The sequence below is a fragment of the Cloacibacterium normanense genome, from assembly GCF_003860565.1.
In the GTDB taxonomy this organism is placed as follows: Bacteria; Bacteroidota; Bacteroidia; order Flavobacteriales; family Weeksellaceae; genus Cloacibacterium; species Cloacibacterium normanense.
Genome location: NZ_CP034157.1, coordinates 288347 through 304562 on the forward strand (window position 1 = coordinate 288347; position 16216 = coordinate 304562).

Below are 16216 nucleotides of genomic sequence, written 5' to 3' on the forward strand. Positions count from 1 at the left end.
AATTAATCGTTATTATGATTGCTAAAACTGAATTTTATTTTAAAAAGATAAATTCTTTAATCTGCAAAATGAAAAATAGTAAGAAAATCTAGATTTTTTCCCAAATTATGACGTCTTTCTGTAATTCCAAACCGCCCAAGAGTTAAAGAAAACGGCCATTCCTAAAATGGAGATAAACTGTGGAATTAAATCTTTGAATCCAGAATTTTTGAGCATAATTAATCGAATGACTTCTATTAAATACGTAAGCGGATTAAGAAGCGTCAGTTTTTGAGACCATTCTGGCATGCTTTCAATGGGCGTGTATAAGCCGCTCATCATTATAAAAATCATCATGAAGAAAAATATAGTAAACATCGCCTGTTGCTGCGTTTCACTATAGGTGGAAATCAATAAGCCGAATCCTAAAATGGCTAAAAGATAAACTCCTACAAAGAAATAAAGCAGTGGCAAACTCCCGTAAATTTCTATCCCATAGACAAATCTGGAAACCAAAAGTCCCATGGTAAAAGCTACATTTGCCAAAATCCAAAAGGGAATAAGTTTCCCGAGGATGAAGGTAGATTTTTTGATGGGTGAAACATTAATTTGTTCAATTGTGCCAATTTCTTTCTCAGAGACAATGTTTAGCGCCGAAAGCATTCCGCCAACTAGCGTCACTAGAAATGCCAAAATACCTGGAACCAGAGCCAATCTGTAGTTGTAAAATCTATTGAACCAAAGGGTAACATTGAGTTCTAGACCTGCATTTTTTTGAAATTCTACCAATTGTGGGGAGAGTTTCGTTTGGATATTTTGGTTGTAATCTTGTAAAATTTGTGCTAGATAACTTCCTCCCAAACCTGCTTTAGTGCCGTTTATTGCATTAATAGCAACCAATACTTTTTGTTGATTTTCCCTCACCAAATTTTGTTCAAATTTTGGTGGAATTTCTAGAATAATATCTGATTTTTCGCTTTCTATAGTTTCAAAAGCTTTTTGGTAGTCTTCACCGTAATATTGTAATTTGAAATAGTTACTTGCGGTAATTTTTTGAATTAATTCCCTTGAAAAACTAGAGTGGTCATGGTCTACAACAGATAGATTGATGTTTTTTATCTCATAACTTGCTGCTAAAGGCAAGATGATGAGCTGCATCATCGGTGTAACAAAAATAATGGCCAATATAGATTTGTTCCGAAAAATTTGTCGGAATTCTTTACGAAGTAAGAAGAGTAGCTGTTTCATTTTAAATTTTAGCGTTTTGTCATTCTGAATGGAGCGTAGCGTAATGAAGAATCTATTCTATTTCTTTATTTAAAAATTTCCAATCAGGATTAACATCTTTTATCAAATTTTCTTTTTTAATCTTGTCCAACCTTTGAGTTGTTTTTCTCTTGCTATTGCAATTTCAACATTTTGATTCGTTCCTCATTTCGTTCAGAATGACAAAATGTAATTTTTTGCATCATTCTAATCTTATTTTAAATTTTTTCACAGCAATCGTGAAAAGAACCATCATCATTCCTGTTAAAATTAAAAGAGATTTCCAGATTACGGCGAGTCCTGTTCCTTTGATCATAATATTTTTAATCATGATATAATACCATTTTGCAGGGATAATATTAGACATCACTTGTATTGGAATGGGCATATTTTCGATAGGAAACATAAATCCGCTTAGCAAAATTGTAGGAAGCATGGTTCCCATCAACGAAAAAAGCATAGCTTGTTGTTGAGTTTTTGAAAAAATAGAAATTAAAATCCCGATAAGTAAATTGGTGATAATGAAAATAGTGCTCACAAAAAATAGTAAAATAATGCTTCCTTTTATGGGTAAATCCAGTAAAAAATAACTTAAAATCAAAATCACACTTAAAATTCCCATCGCTAAAATAAAGTAAGGAATTGCCTTAGAAATAATGATAAATTGAGGTTTCATAGGTGAAACCAATAGAATTTCCATCGTTCCTGTTTCTTTTTCTTTTACGATGGCAATTGCGGTCATCATCACGCAAACAATCAATAAAACGAGTGCAACAACTCCCGGAACGAAATTAGGCGCTCCTTTCAGTTGAGGATTATAGAGCATTCTAATTTCTGGAGAAACAGAAAACGTTTGCAGCGTTTCCTTTTGTTGACTTTGATAGAAATCTAGGACAATATTTTGGAAATAATTCGCGATTTGATTTCCGAGGTTTACATCTGTTCCATCCACTAAAATCTGCAATTTTGCTTTTTTTCCTTGCGTTAAATTTTCTGAGAAATCAGAAGGAATAACGAGAAGTAGCTTTGTTTTTCCGTCTTTAAAAGCGTTTTCAAAGTCCTTGTTAGAAGTCAGATTTTTTTCAATGTCAAAATATTGATTTTCATGAATTTTAGAAACCAATTGTGCTGAAAAGATGCTTTTATCTTGATCAAAAACAGCTACTTTGGTGTTTTTAATCTCCGTAGAAAGTGCAAAACCGAACAGCAATACCTGTATAATTGGCATTGCAAGAAGAATGAATAAAGTTCTTCTATCACGCAGAAGGTGATAAAATTCTTTTCGGATAAATGGGAATAACTGTTTCATTTTTTATTTTGTCATTCTGAATGAAGCGAAGCGTAATGAAGAATCTCTTATTTAAACAGATTCTTCACTTCATTACATTACGTTCAGAATGACAAGTGTTTATTTTATTTATTAATTTTCAATTCTTCATTAATCAGCACTTCTTTTTGCGCCTCTGGCTAATTGATAAAATACTTCGTCCATGGTTTTGGCTTGAAAACTTTTTTTCAAATTTTCAGGAGAATCAATTGCCGCAATTTTTCCGTCAACCATGATGGAAACTCGGTTGCAATATTCGGCTTCGTCCATATAATGCGTAGTGACAAAAATGGTAATTCCTTGTTCTGAAGCATCATAAATTAAGTCCCAAAATTGTCTTCTGGTAATAGGGTCTACACCACCAGTTGGTTCGTCTAGAAATACAATTTCTGGCTGATGAAAAATAGCGACGGAAAATGCCAGTTTCTGTTTCCAACCTAATGGAAGTTCGGAAACCATTTTGTTTTTTTCTTGTTCTAAACCTAATTTCTCAATGAGTTCTTTGCTTTTTTGTTTGATCTCCCTCATGCTTAATCCATAGATTCCGCCAAAGAATTCTAAATTTTCTAAAATGGATAAGTTTTCATACAAAGAAAACTTTTGACTCATGTAACCAATATTTTTTTTGATTTCTTCAGCGTTTTTATAGACATCAAATCCAGCAACCATCGCTTTGCCAGAAGTAGGAATAGAGAGGCCACAAAACATACGCATTGCAGTAGTTTTTCCAGCGCCATTTGCGCCTAGAAACCCGAAAATTTCACCTTTTTTTACTTCAAAGGAAATGTGATCTACCGCAGTGAAATCTCCAAATGTTTTGGTGATTTGTTCGGCTTGTATGGCGATGGTATTGTTCATTTTTTAATTAATTGAAAATTGAAAATGGAGAATTGAAAATTTTATTAAATGGAAATCTTATTTAATTTAAGATTGATAATTGAAAGTGATAAAAATAATTTTCAATTTTCAACTTTCAATTCTCCATTGTTAGAAAGCAATAAAATAAAACTATCTTCTATGGTAGCTTCTATTTTGTTGATTTCAATTTTGTTAAATCTTTTTTCTTGTAAAAATTTCTCCAAAGTTTCCTTTTTAAAATCTTTTTCTTTTTTAATCACCACATGTACAAATTCGCCAAAGGCATATGTATTTTTAGTGGTTTCGTATTCTTTAAGGATTTTGATGAGAGCAGGAATATTTTCAGTTTTTACTTCGTATAAATCTTCAGGGAAGCTATTGCAAATGTTTTGAGGAGTGTCAATTTTTAAAATTTTCCCGTTTTGCATGAGCGCAACTCTGTCACAGAGTGTGGCTTCATCCATGTAAGGAGTTGCTACCACGATGGTGATGCCTTGTTGTTTTAAGCGTTTCAGCATCTCCCAAAATTCTTTTCTCGAAACAGGATCTACTCCAGTAGTGGGTTCGTCTAGAAATAGAACTTTTGGTTTGTGAATCAGAGCGCAAGAAAGGGCTAATTTTTGTTTCATTCCGCCAGAAAGTTTCCCTGCTTTTCTGTCTTTAAATGGTTCAATCTGCTGATAAATATCTTTGATTAAATCATAATTTTCTTGAATACTTGTATTGAACACACTAGCAAAAAATTCTAGATTTTCTTCTACAGTTAAATCTTGATACAGAGAAAATTTTCCTGGCATATAACCAAGAATTTGACGAATTTTCTTGTAGTCTTTAACCACATCAAGTCCTTCAATTTCTGCAGAACCAGAATCTGGATGAAGAAGGGTAGTCAGCATTCGGAAAATAGAGGTTTTGCCACTTCCATCGGGACCAATCAACCCGAAAATTTCTCCATTTTCTACCGAAAAGGAAATGTTATCTACCGCCAGAATTTTCTGTTTTTTTTCGCCGTAAGATTTTGATATGTTTTTAACTTCTATCATTTGATTTCGCCACTTCGTGGCTTCATAAATTGTTGATTACTCATTTCATAGCGCTTCGCACTATGCTATTGATTTCGCCACTTCGTGGCTCGCTAATTTTGAAATATTTTCTATTTCTTTTTAATTATATTAGAGTAGATTCCCCTCTTTCAGAGGGGTGTCAAAATCTTTGATTTTGACGGGGTGTTAAAAAACATCAGACTTAAAGTTTCACTTCTCCGTACATTCCAATTTTTAGAAAGCCATCATTTTTAACATGTATTTTGGTAGCGTATACTAGATTGGCTCTTTCGTCTTTGGTTTGAATAGTTTTGGGAGTGAATTCAGATTTTTGTGAAATCCAGTAGATTTTTCCGTTCATTTCTTTGGTTTCGCCATTTCCTGCGTCAACCAAAATTTTTACATTTTGACCAACTTTTACTTTTGCCAATTGGTCTCCTGTAATGTAAGCTCTGAGAGTCATTTCATCTAAATTTGCCATTTTATAAATTGGTTTTCCGATGGTGGCAAACTCGCCTTTATTCATGTATTTTGTAAGTACAATTCCTTTAATGGGCGAAGAAATAACATTATGTTTCAATTGTTCATCTATTTGCAAAACTTTCTTCTCGGTAGGATTTTTTTCACTTAAAATAGCTCTATTCTGGATTTTCACTTGTTCTAGAGTAGAAGAAATCTGTTGTTTCAAAATTTCTGATTGTGATTTTGCCGATGCAATTTGTTTTTGAATTACCACAACATTTCCGTTTAAATCATCTAATTGCTTGCGCGTTGCAGCATCTGATTTTACGAGATTGGCGGTTCTGTTTCTTTCTCTCACTGCATTGTTTAATTGCTCTTGAAGCACAGTAATTTGAGAATTTTGTGTAGCTAACTGAGATTGCAGAACTGCAATTTGAGGTGCTGCATCATTGGTTTTTTGTTCGATGGCATTGATAGAAGCCAAAACTTGTTCTTTTTGTAATTCTACGCCTTTTCCGTCGATTAAACCTATGTTTTGATTGGCTTTTAATGCATCTCCTTCATTGAGATTGAGTTCAAGGATTTTTCCTGTAGCTTCCGCCGTAACGATGATTTCATCTGCTTCGAAAGTTCCAGAAGCATCATAATCTTGGTCTGCTCTTTTGCAAGAGAAAATGGTCAAAACTAGGAGAGGAAGAATATATTTTTTCATTTTTTATTTTTTGTAAAGTTGTACAATCGTGAAGTTGTTAAGAAGTTTAATTTCCCCTTTCCATTTTCAATTATTTAGTTGAGCTTTCAAATTATATTGGGTCAATAAATATTGAATTTCGTGGGTAATTTTTGTGAGAATTGCTTGTTCTTCGGCGGTTACTTCTCGCAGATAATCATTAGTATTGATAACGCCATTTTCTAATTGGGCAAGACTAGCTGTTTTGATGTTTTTTCTTAGTTCAATCAGTTCATTGTCTTTGTCAATTAAATTTTGAATCTTTTCAAGGTCATTTCTTTGTTGGATTTCAATAAAATTTTGGTTAAACAAGAAGTTTTCTCTTTGGATTTCTATTTCTTGTGACTGATTTTCTAACAAAGCCAAATCGTTTTTCTGAGTGTAAAATCCAGAAATTGGGATATTAAGTCTAATTCCGCCAATATAGAAAATGTCAAACTCATTTTTCAGCATATTGAAGCCCGGTTTTCCGTATCCACCTTGGAAAAATGCTCCTAATTTTGGAGTGTTTTTAGTATTGATGATTTTTCTTTGCGTTTCTAGAAGTTGTTTCTGTGAATCAAAAAGTTTTAGTTCTGAGCGATTATTATTATTCGTTAATAGAATTTTTTCAGGAGTTTCAAGCTGAGTGTTTTCGTCGATATTTTTCTTGATGAAGTAAGAAAGCATTTGCACGAAATTTTGCTTTATGGCTTGGAGTTCAATTTCTTTTTGTTCAATTTTTACCAATTCTGCTTTTAAAACATCTAGATTACTTCTGAAAATAACCCCATTTTTCAATTGAGCTTCTGCTTTTTTGATGCCTTCTTTGATATCAAGTTTTGTGAATTGTAGTTGAGTCCATTGTTTATTGGTTTGAAGAATCCCAAAATAGAGTTGATTAATTCGCTCTTTCAGTTTGTCTAATTCCACTTCAGTTTGTATGGTTTGAACTTCGGACTGGATTTTTGCTAAATTTTTCTGATTTCTAATGTTTCCGCCATCGTAAATGGTTTGAGAAACGTCTGCAAAAACTTTGTATTGGTCTTTACTGAGTGGTTCTACATTCACGTTTGGTAATTTCACGGGAAATTGAGTAACATCATTTTGGTAAGTAGCTTGCGCAGTAATGTTTACTTGAGGAAGCCAGCCTTTCAGTGCATTTTCTGTGGTGAATTGCTCTGCTTTTTTAATCAATTCTTGCTTTTTGATTAAAGGATAATTTTCTCGTGACCATTGGTAACATTGTTCAAGGGTAATGGTTTCTTGGGCATTGATGAGCCCTATGAATAAGAGGAAAATGTATTTAAGTTTTTCCATCGTGTTAAAGATTTTCAGTTTTTATTTCTAAAAGTTGTTTTATCCAAATTGGAACTAGTTTTCTTCTTTCGCTAATGAATTGGTGGTATTCTTCTTCATTAGTCAGTTCAAAAGCATTAAAAACAGGTTTTGCTACGAAAGGAAAAATGGTCATCGCTAAGAAATTGACTGAATAATGCAATGGATTGATTTCTGGTCTTTTTTCTTTGATTTGTTTGATGATGATAGAGTTTTCAAAAATTTTATTGATAGGAATAATCTTAGAAATGTTAGAATTTTTTTTCTGAATTTCACTGATTACAAAAAGAGGAAGATTAGGATTTTTAGACAAAATTTCGAAATATTTTTCTGAAGCTAAGTCTATTTTTTCTTCTAAAGATGTTTTCTCGTTGCTTAAAATAGGGAAAATCTTCCCGAAGAGTAGCACTACTTTTATCTTCATCACTTGTTCAAAAAGTTTTTCTTTACTTCGGAAATAGTAATTAAGTAGCGCCAGATTTATTCCTGCTTTTTCGGCAATATCTCTGGTTCTGGTTCCTGCAAATCCCTTTTCTGTAAAAACTTCTGAAGCTGCTTCTAGAATTTTTTCTTCGGTAGATTGTTCTTGTTCATTCATCTGTTTTTCACTTTTCATGAAGCAAATGTACAATTAAAAATTTGATTTAAACAAATTATTTAATCAAATGATTAAAATTTGAAAAAACAAAAACACAACCCATTTCTGAATTGTGTTTATTTTATGATTAAGACTTGCCAATTAAAGTCCAAATTGTACTTTGAAAAGGTCTGGATAAATACCAATTGCAAGAATTGCTACAATGATGAAAACTGCAATAATATTATACGTAATGCTTACTTTTTCTGAACTTTTAAATGTAGTTTCTGTATGGAAAAACATAGATATAATCAGATTTAAATAATAAGCGATACTTAGTGCAGAACCAATTACAGCAATCAAAACTAGGAAAGCAGCTCCGTTCATCGCTTGAGCAAAAATATTAAATTTCGCTACAAATCCTGCTGTTAATGGAATTCCTGCCATTGATAATAATGAAACTGCTGTTACAACTGCTAATAAAGGTTCTGATTTTGCCAAACCTTTGAAGGCTTCGAATGAGGTTTCTCTTTTTAGTTTTTCTACCCAAATTAAAGTCATAAATACTCCAACTGTAGCTAATGAATATGCGAATAAGTAAAATGCTAAATTATATACAGATAAGCTGTTTGCTCCGAAGAAAATTAAACCTAAATAACCTGCATGAGAAACAGAAGAATAAGCAAGCATTCTCTTAGCATTGGTTTGCGCTAATCCCATTGCATTGGCTAATAAAAGCGTGATGATGACTAAGACGCCTAGAATGTTAATCCATTCTTTAATGCTTCCTGCAAAAGCAAGATTCATAACCTTGAAGAAGGCAAAGAATGCAGCAATTTTTACTACAGAAGCCATGAATGCTGTAATTAATGATGGAGCACCTTGGTAAACATCTGGACTCCACATGTGGAAAGGAGCTAGAGAAACCTTAAATGCCATTGCTACCAACATTAACATGATTCCCATTACAAACATTAAATCTTTAGGATTTGCTACGCTGAAAGTATTGATTACATGAACATCAAAACTACCTGTGCTTCCATAAATTAATGCAATTCCAAAAAGAAGGAATCCTGTAGCAAATGCTCCCATTAAGAAATACTTAATTGAAGCTTCGTTTGAGCGTAAATCAGTCTTGTTGCTTCCAGCCATTACATATAGCGGAATAGATAAGATTTCGATTCCTAAGAATAGTGTAACTAAATTTGTAAAACTGAAAAGAATTACTGCTCCGATTAATGAAAATAACATTAACGAATATAATTCTGATTGGTGACTACGGTGATTGTTAAATGCAAAACCTCCTAAGAAGAAAATTAACAATGTAACCACTAAAGAAATTTTGGTAAATAAAGCCGCATTTTCATTAAAATCAAACATAGATTTGTATTGATTAAAAAATGCTAACTCAGGAGAGAAGCTTACACAAAGTGCAACCAAAAGTCCCAAAATTCCGATATATCTTGCAAATTTTCCTTGATTATAAACTCCAGAAAATAATGCTAATACTGCCGTAAGGAATAAAACTACTAAAACACTCATTATTTATAGATTTGAGATTTAAGATTTGAGATTTGAGATTCTCAAAAAACAAATTCTAAAATTTATTATTTTTTTAACCCTTAATAGAAGAGTAGATAAACTTCAACGAACTATTCACCATTTCTAAAACACCGCTTGGGAAAACTCCTAATACGATTACCACAACAGCTAAACTTGCCAATACTACAAATTCTACATTAGAAATGTCTTTTAAGGTACTTACCACTCTTTCGTCACCGGTTCCAAACATGGCTTTTCCATACATTCTTAGTAGATAAACTGCGGCTAGAATAATAGTAAGACCTGCAAAAACGACTACCACTTTATCATAATCAAAAATAGATTTTAATAAAATAAATTCGCCGATGAATCCATTCGTTAATGGAACTCCCATAGAACCAAGTAATAAAATCATGAAAAGCGTCGCAAATTTAGGAGCCGCTTTAGCGTAACCTCCCATTTGTCTGATGTCTCTTGTTTTGAATTGTTTGATTAAAATATCAGCACAGTAGAACAAACCTACTACATTAATACCGTGTGCAAAAGTTTGAACCAAAGCTCCTTGTGCTCCTTCGAAAGTGAAATTTCCTTGAGCGGTAAGAATAGCAGAAGCAAAAATACCTGCCACCATTAATCCTACGTGTGAAAGCGATGAGTAAGCGATAATTTTCTTAATATCATGGTGTACAATTGCAATAAGCGCTCCGTAAACCACTCCTAGAATAGAAAGAATCATCACGACTTGTCCAGAAGTTCCGAGTAAAGCAGTTGGCGCAATTGGTAATAAATATCTTAAAACACCATAAATAGCCATTTTAAGCATGATACCAGAAAGCAACATCGTTCCTTGAGTAGGAGAGAAGGTGTAAGTGTCTGGTTGCCAATTGTGAAGTGGGAAAATCGGTAATTTTACAGCAAAAGCTAAGAAAATTAACCAGAAAACCACTACTTGTTGTACTTCGTTTAAGTTAGCGTTGTATAAATCTGTGAGTTCAAAAGATGCAGCATGGTTGTATACATAAATTAAACCAATGAACATAAATAATGAACCTACAAAAGTATATACGAAAAACTTGGTGGTAACTTTAATTCTTTTTTCTTCGTCTCCCCAAAGTCCTGCGATGAACCAAATTGGGATAAGCGTTACTTCCCAGAAAACGTAGAATAATAATCCGTCTAGAGCAGTGAAAACACCTACTAAACCAAACTGCATTAATAGGATTAACGCGTAGAAATTATTATTGTATTTCTTGTTTTCATTGAAAGAAGAAAGAATAATTAATGGAACTAAAATGTTTGTTAATAATAACAAAAGCATACTCATTCCGTCTACACCGAAGTGTAATGTGCTTTTAATATAGGATGACCACGGTTTGATAATCTCAAATTGTAATGGAGAGTCTACCGTAGGTACATTATTAAATTGTGATAGCATGTAGAATGTTAAAAACATCTGCACGAAAGCAATTCCTACTGCTAAATATTTGCTATTAGAGTTTCTAAACGCAAAAACCAATCCTGAACCAATTAAAGGTAAAAGTAACAGTGCTTCTAACATTTGCTATTGTAATAAAAAGTTAACAATTAAAATTAAACCGATTGCCAAAGACATAATGAGAACATAATTTTCTACATTACCGTTTTGGAATTTTTTAAACGCTCTTCCAGAATCTACTGCTCCGAAACCTACAAAATTGAAGAATCTATCCATCAGTTTATCAAACATTCTGGTGCCTTTTCCAAGACCTTCTACAGGTTTCACAACCGTAGCATTATAAAGTTCGTCTATTAATAATTTTTTAGCTGAAAGTCTTTCCCAGCCTTTATAATTTTCTTCTGGTTGAGCCATTTTGTTTTTAGTAACATAAATGTTTCTTACGATGAAGAATACCGCTGCTACCATTACTAAGGTAATCGCCAAAAGAATCATTTCAATATTAAATGGAACTTCTGCATGTTTAGCTCCATATACGTAAAGTGGTTCTAGCCAATGTGCTAAATTTTGGTATTCACCATGACCTATAAAATGAGGTAAATTAATGAAACCTCCTACCACTGATAATACAGCTAATACTACTAATGGTAAAGTCATAGAGATAGGACTTTCGTGTAAATGATGTTTTTGTTCTTCTGTTCCTCTGAAATTTCCAAAGAAGGTTAAGAATAACAATCTAAACATGTAAATTCCAGTTAATGCAGCACTGAACAATGTTAAGCCCCAAATTATTGGAGATTTTGCCCAAAGTGCCACTAAAATTTCGTCTTTAGAAATCATACCAGACAATGGCGGAATTCCAGCGATTGCAAGTGTTCCGATTAAGAACGTCCAATAGGTTACAGGAATTTTAGATTTTAAGCCTCCCATAAATCTCATATCTTGTTCTCCACTCATGGCGTGAATTACTGAACCAGCACCTAAGAATAACAATGCTTTGAAGAAAGCGTGCGTCATTAAGTGGAACATAGCAGAAGTATAAGCTTCTACACCTAGTGCTATAAACATAAGACCTAACTGAGAAACAGTAGAGTAAGCTAACACTTTTTTGATATCATTTTGTCTTAAACCGATGAATGCTGCAATTAATGAAGTTGCAAGACCTATTACAAGAATAAAGTCTAAAGTACTCGGTGAAAGATGATATAAGAAATTAGAACGTACTACTAAATAAATACCAGCCGTAACCATGGTAGCCGCGTGAATTAACGCAGAAACTGGGGTAGGACCAGCCATCGCATCTGGTAGCCAAGTAAATAAAGGAATCTGTGCAGATTTACCCATAGCTCCAATGAATAAACTTAGCGTGATAAACATAATCACTACTCCGTCAAATTCAAATTTTGAAGCGTTTTGTGCTACAGAAAGATAATCTAGTGCATTGGTTTGTGAAGCGATTAGGAAAATACCAATCAATAAACCAAGGTCACCAATTCTGTTCATAATGAAAGCTTTTCTAGCAGCTTTACCATATTCTGTATTTTCGTACCAGAAACCAATCAGTAAGTAAGAACAAAGACCTACACCTTCCCAACCGATGAAAAGAATAAGGTAATTGCTTCCCATTACCAAAAGAAGCATGGAGAAAATAAATAAATTCAGATAAGTAAAAAACTTGTAGAAACCTTTGTCATGGCTCATATAACCAATAGAGTACAAGTGAATTAAAGAACCAATTCCCGTAACAATCATCATCATCATTAATGATAATTGGTCTATTTGGAACCCGAAATTCACCTGAATTCCACCAATGGTGAACCATTCAAATGCTTTTACAATAACTGGTGTTCCGTTTGCAGGAAAACCTATAAAAATACTTACAGAAATTAGAAAAGCCGCGAATACTACTAAAGTAGCTAATCCGCCAACTAAAGCTTTTGGTAAGCGCTTTCCGAATAATCCGTTGATTACAAATCCAATTAAAGGAAGTAAAACGATTGCGTATACTAAATTTTCCATCTGCATTATCCTTTTAATTTGTTAAAAATACTTACATCTACATTTCTGGTATTTCTATACATCATAGTGATAATCGCTAGACCTACCGCAACTTCTGCAGCAGCCACTACCATGATAAAGAATACCAAAATTTGTCCGTGTCCATCTCCTTTATAAGCAGAAAATGCAGCCAAAAGTAGATTTACAGAATTAAGCATTAATTCTACACATCCTAAAATGATGATGGCATTTTTACGAACGAGAACTCCTAAAACTCCTAAACAAAACAATGTAGTACTTAAAATGATGTACCAATTGAGCGGTATGTTTTGTAAAAATGAATTGACTTCCATAATTCTATAAATCTTTTTTACCAATTAATACTGCGCTTACAATACCTGCTAAAATCAGGATAGAAGCGAGTTCGAATGGTAATACATATTCGTTAAACAATAATTTTCCAAGGTTTTTAGTCAAACCGATGCTGCTATCAATATTTTGAACAACATTCGATTGAGAAAGACCTTTATAAGCTCCTAACATTCCACGAAAAGGATTCCGGCAGAAAAAATACCGATAAATTTCGTAAGGTTTTGTTTTTTGCTTTCGTCTTTAGCATTAAGATTAAGCATCATTAATACATAAAGGAATAACACCATGATGGCTCCTGTATACACGATAATTTGTACAATTCCTAAGAACTGCGCATTCAGTAAAACATATAATGCGGCAATGCTAAAAAAAGTAACAATTAATGATAAAATTGCATACAAAGGATTTCTTGCAAATACAAAGTAAACAGCACTTGCAACCGCTACTAAAGCGATAAAAAAGAATAAGAACTGTTCCATTTATTTAAGAGCTTTTTTTTGTGATTCTGTTTGTCTTTCAGAAATATCTATTCTATTTTCCATGCTTTCTACCAAAAGATCTTTGCCGTAGATAAATGAGCCTCTGTTTTGTTCTGGTTTTACAATTCTATCGGTAAGATAAATTGCAGATTTAGGACAAGCTTCTTCGCATAATCCACAGAAGATACATCTTAGCATATTGATTTCATATACTTCGGCATATTTTTCTTCTCTGTAAAGATGTTTTTGCTCTTTGGTACGTTCTCCCGCAGTCATGGTAATGGCTTCAGCTGGACAAGCTACCGCACATAATCCACAAGCCGTACATCTTTCTCTGCCTTCATCATCACGCTTCAGAACGTGTAATCCACGATAAATTTTAGAAAATTCTCTTTGCTCTTCAGGATAGCTTACCGTAGGTAGTTTCCCAGTAAGAGTCATTATCGCATGTTTTCCGGTAATTCCCATTCCTTTGATGATTGCAGGGAGATAAATTTTCTCTGCAAAAGTCATCTTTTTGTTAGAAGCTACCTTTGATCTATTGGTTAGTTTCATATAAATTAGATTTGAGATGTGAGATTTGAGATGAGATTTTTCTCTACTCAAACTTTATCTTAAATTTTTAATTTTTTTTAATTTCAAATTTCAAATAATCAATTTCAAATGATTAAATCCATTGATAATGTTGGTTCAAAAGAACTAAAGCTCCAGTTACCAACAAGTTTACTAATGCAAGCGGAATTAATGATTTCCAGCCAAGGTGCATTAATTGGTCATATCTAAATCTTGGTAAAGTCCATCTAATCCACATAAAGGTAAGGATTACGGCAATGGTTTTAGCCAAGAATGCTAAAATACTTGCAATTCCAGCAGCATTTTCTCCCCAGTTTTCACCAATCCATGCTAATCCTGGGAAATTGTAACTTCCTAAGAAAAGGGTAGTGATTAATGCCGAAGAAATGAACATATTTACATATTCTCCAAACATATATAATCCTAATTTCATTGCAGAATATTCTGTATGGAAACCTCCTACTAATTCGGTTTCACATTCTGGCAAATCAAAAGGATGTCGGTTACATTCTGCTAATGCAGCTACAAAGAAGATGATAAATGCTAATGGTTGGAAGAAAATATTCCATTTCATACCATACCATCCACTTTGAGATTCTGCAATTACCTTAAGGTCTAGAGAACTGTTCATCATGATAATAGCCAATAGAGATAGCCCCATTGCTAATTCGTAAGAAATCATTTGAGATGAAGCTCTAATTGCTCCGATTAATGAATATTTATTGTTAGAAGCCCAGCCTCCAATCATAATTCCGTAAACACCGATAGAAACCATTCCCATTAAATAGAGAACACCTACATCTAGATTGGCTACTTGTAAATCAAAAGATTGTCCGCCAATATTTAGAGATTTTCCCCAAGGAATTACAGCTCCGGTAATAAGTGAAATAAACATTACTAAACCAGGCCCGAAGAAAAATAAGAATTTTTCTGCTTTTTCTGGGATAAAGTCTTCTTTGAAGAAGAATTTTCCACCGTCAGCTAATGGCTGAAGTAAACCGAATTTCCAGGTTCTGTTGGGACCAATTCTGTCTTGCATAATGGCAGCCACCTTTCTCTCTGCCCAAGTAGAATAGGCTGCTACAGCCATAGATAGGGCGAAAAGTGATACTACAAGTATTGTTTTGAAAAGTATTAAATCCATTTCTTTATGAGATTTTAGATTTTAGATTTTAGATTTTAGATTTTGAGAATCTTTAACCATTCATCTTTCTCCAAATTATTCTAAATTATCTTTTTTGCTAATTTCTTTAGCGGTTTCATATTCTAATTTTTCCACTTCAGCATCTTCTGGTTTCTGATAGTGGTTTAGAGAAATTACAGAATGTCTGCTGATGTGTCTTGGTCCTTCTATGTTCCAGTGTTTTACGTCTTTTTTCTCGAATCTACATTCGTTGCAGATAAATTCTTCTACTTCTCCGTATTGGTCTTTTCTGGCAGTTACTCTTACGATTTCGTCTCCTTTCATCCAAAGAACTGCTTTACCAGAACATTTAGAACAAGTACAAGTAGCGTCTACTGGTTTTGTAAACCAAACTCTGCTTGCAAATCTTGCTGTTCTATCTGTTAATGCTCCTACTGGACAAACGTCTATTACGTTCCCAATAAAATCATTATCTAAAGCTTTATTAAGATAAGTAGAGATTTCTGCATGCTCACCTCTGAAAAGAATTCCGTGTTCACGAGTATTCGTCAATTGGTTAGCTACCAAAACGCATCTTGCACACAAGATACATCTGTTCATGTTCAGCTTAATGTTTGGTCCTAAATCATCAGCATCATACGTATTTTTTTCAAAATCATTTCTGGTTTGCTGAAGACCATGTTCGTAACCTAAATCTTGAAGGTGACATTCACCAGCTTGGTCACAAATAGGGCAATCTAGTGGGTGATTGAGTAAAAGGAATTCTGTAACGGCTTTTCTTGCTTCTTGCGTTTTTTCAGAAGTAAGGTTTTTCACTTCCATACCGTCCATTACTGTGGTTCTACAGCTTGCCACTAATTTTGGCATAGGACGAGGATCTGCTTCAGAACCTTTAGAAACTTCTACTAAACAAGTTCTGCATCTACCACCACTGTTTTCTAATTTGCTGTAATAACACATTGCCGGAGGAACAGATTTTCCACCAATCTGGCGCGCTGCGTTTAGAATGGTAGTACCTGGTTCTACTTCCGTAGTTTGTCCGTCAATGGTTACTTTAAATTTTTTAATTTCTTCGCTCATTTCTATGTATTATGAATTAAGCTTTAGCTTTATT

At 33.5% G+C, this 16216-nt stretch carries 14 protein-coding genes and 1 pseudogene; all 15 read right to left on the reverse strand.

From position 1 onward, the window contains the following. Positions 1-105: 105 nt before the first annotated feature. The 15 genes and pseudogenes from EB819_RS01435 to EB819_RS01505 all read right to left on the reverse strand — a co-directional run bounded on the left by EB819_RS01435 (position 106) and on the right by EB819_RS01505 (position 16182). Complete coding sequence (locus tag EB819_RS01435) at positions 106-1227, reverse strand: ABC transporter permease (RefSeq protein WP_069797201.1); 1122 nt, start codon at positions 1225-1227, stop codon at positions 106-108. A gap of 220 nt (positions 1228-1447) precedes the next feature. Continuing rightward, a complete protein-coding gene (locus EB819_RS01440; RefSeq protein ID WP_069797200.1) occupies positions 1448-2554 on the reverse strand; it encodes an ABC transporter permease in 1107 nt (368 codons plus the stop codon). A gap of 129 nt (positions 2555-2683) precedes the next feature. Continuing rightward, on the reverse strand, positions 2684-3430 hold the full coding sequence (locus EB819_RS01445; protein ID WP_074650871.1) for an ABC transporter ATP-binding protein: 747 nt from the start codon (positions 3428-3430) through the stop codon (positions 2684-2686). Positions 3431-3531: 101 nt separating this feature from the next. Continuing rightward, a complete protein-coding gene (locus EB819_RS01450; protein WP_069797199.1) occupies positions 3532-4473 on the reverse strand; it encodes an ABC transporter ATP-binding protein in 942 nt (313 codons plus the stop codon). Positions 4474-4675: 202 nt separating this feature from the next. After that, complete coding sequence (locus tag EB819_RS01455) at positions 4676-5647, reverse strand: HlyD family secretion protein (protein ID WP_069797198.1); 972 nt, start codon at positions 5645-5647, stop codon at positions 4676-4678. A 66-nt stretch (positions 5648-5713) separates the two neighbouring features. After that, entirely contained in the window at positions 5714-6964 is a 1251-nt protein-coding gene (locus EB819_RS01460; protein ID WP_069797197.1) for a TolC family protein, read from the reverse strand. Positions 6965-6968: 4 nt separating this feature from the next. Then, on the reverse strand, positions 6969-7598 hold the full coding sequence (locus EB819_RS01465) for a TetR/AcrR family transcriptional regulator (protein ID WP_069797196.1): 630 nt from the start codon (positions 7596-7598) through the stop codon (positions 6969-6971). Positions 7599-7721: 123 nt separating this feature from the next. Further along, positions 7722-9101 (reverse strand): NADH-quinone oxidoreductase subunit N, encoded by a 1380-nt coding sequence (locus EB819_RS01470; RefSeq protein WP_069797195.1) that lies wholly within the window; start codon positions 9099-9101, stop codon positions 7722-7724. A gap of 73 nt (positions 9102-9174) precedes the next feature. After that, positions 9175-10659 carry a complex I subunit 4 family protein gene (locus EB819_RS01475; RefSeq protein ID WP_069797194.1) on the reverse strand — a complete coding sequence of 495 codons (1485 nt, stop codon included), beginning with the start codon at positions 10657-10659 and terminating at the stop codon, positions 9175-9177. A 3-nt stretch (positions 10660-10662) separates the two neighbouring features. Then, on the reverse strand, positions 10663-12555 hold the full coding sequence (gene nuoL / locus EB819_RS01480) for an NADH-quinone oxidoreductase subunit L (protein WP_069797221.1): 1893 nt from the start codon (positions 12553-12555) through the stop codon (positions 10663-10665). 5 nt (positions 12556-12560) lie between these two features. Continuing rightward, positions 12561-12887 carry an NADH-quinone oxidoreductase subunit NuoK gene (gene nuoK / locus EB819_RS01485; RefSeq protein WP_069797220.1) on the reverse strand — a complete coding sequence of 109 codons (327 nt, stop codon included), beginning with the start codon at positions 12885-12887 and terminating at the stop codon, positions 12561-12563. Between the two features lie 4 nt (positions 12888-12891). Continuing rightward, positions 12892-13385 (reverse strand): annotated as a pseudogene (locus EB819_RS12945) (NADH-quinone oxidoreductase subunit J family protein). Then, positions 13386-13940 (reverse strand): NuoI/complex I 23 kDa subunit family protein, encoded by a 555-nt coding sequence (locus EB819_RS01495; RefSeq protein ID WP_069797219.1) that lies wholly within the window; start codon positions 13938-13940, stop codon positions 13386-13388. It abuts the pseudogene before it with no gap. Positions 13941-14052: 112 nt separating this feature from the next. Next, positions 14053-15102 carry an NADH-quinone oxidoreductase subunit NuoH gene (nuoH, locus tag EB819_RS01500; RefSeq protein ID WP_069797192.1) on the reverse strand — a complete coding sequence of 350 codons (1050 nt, stop codon included), beginning with the start codon at positions 15100-15102 and terminating at the stop codon, positions 14053-14055. A gap of 75 nt (positions 15103-15177) precedes the next feature. After that, positions 15178-16182: an NADH-quinone oxidoreductase subunit G gene (locus EB819_RS01505; RefSeq protein ID WP_069797191.1), complete on the reverse strand. Its 1005-nt coding sequence runs from the start codon at positions 16180-16182 to the stop codon at positions 15178-15180. Positions 16183-16216: the final 34 nt, after the last annotated feature.

What these genes read in the sequence shown, in the direction of transcription:
- EB819_RS01435 (WP_069797201.1), bottom strand. Translation starts at nt 1,227, where the DNA reads ATGAAACAGCTACTCTTCTTACTTCGTAAAGAATTCCGACAAATTTTT.
- EB819_RS01440 (WP_069797200.1), bottom strand. Translation starts at nt 2,554, where the DNA reads ATGAAACAGTTATTCCCATTTATCCGAAAAGAATTTTATCACCTTCTG.
- EB819_RS01445 (WP_074650871.1), bottom strand. Translation starts at nt 3,430, where the DNA reads ATGAACAATACCATCGCCATACAAGCCGAACAAATCACCAAAACATTT.
- EB819_RS01450 (WP_069797199.1), bottom strand. Translation starts at nt 4,473, where the DNA reads ATGATAGAAGTTAAAAACATATCAAAATCTTACGGCGAAAAAAAACAG.
- EB819_RS01455 (WP_069797198.1), bottom strand. Translation starts at nt 5,647, where the DNA reads ATGAAAAAATATATTCTTCCTCTCCTAGTTTTGACCATTTTCTCTTGC.
- EB819_RS01460 (WP_069797197.1), bottom strand. Translation starts at nt 6,964, where the DNA reads ATGGAAAAACTTAAATACATTTTCCTCTTATTCATAGGGCTCATCAAT.
- EB819_RS01465 (WP_069797196.1), bottom strand. Translation starts at nt 7,598, where the DNA reads ATGAAAAGTGAAAAACAGATGAATGAACAAGAACAATCTACCGAAGAA.
- EB819_RS01470 (WP_069797195.1), bottom strand. Translation starts at nt 9,101, where the DNA reads ATGAGTGTTTTAGTAGTTTTATTCCTTACGGCAGTATTAGCATTATTT.
- EB819_RS01475 (WP_069797194.1), bottom strand. Translation starts at nt 10,659, where the DNA reads ATGTTAGAAGCACTGTTACTTTTACCTTTAATTGGTTCAGGATTGGTT.
- nuoL (WP_069797221.1), bottom strand. Translation starts at nt 12,555, where the DNA reads ATGGAAAATTTAGTATACGCAATCGTTTTACTTCCTTTAATTGGATTT.
- nuoK (WP_069797220.1), bottom strand. Translation starts at nt 12,887, where the DNA reads ATGGAAGTCAATTCATTTTTACAAAACATACCGCTCAATTGGTACATC.
- EB819_RS01495 (WP_069797219.1), bottom strand. Translation starts at nt 13,940, where the DNA reads ATGAAACTAACCAATAGATCAAAGGTAGCTTCTAACAAAAAGATGACT.
- nuoH (WP_069797192.1), bottom strand. Translation starts at nt 15,102, where the DNA reads ATGGATTTAATACTTTTCAAAACAATACTTGTAGTATCACTTTTCGCC.
- EB819_RS01505 (WP_069797191.1), bottom strand. Translation starts at nt 16,182, where the DNA reads ATGAGCGAAGAAATTAAAAAATTTAAAGTAACCATTGACGGACAAACT.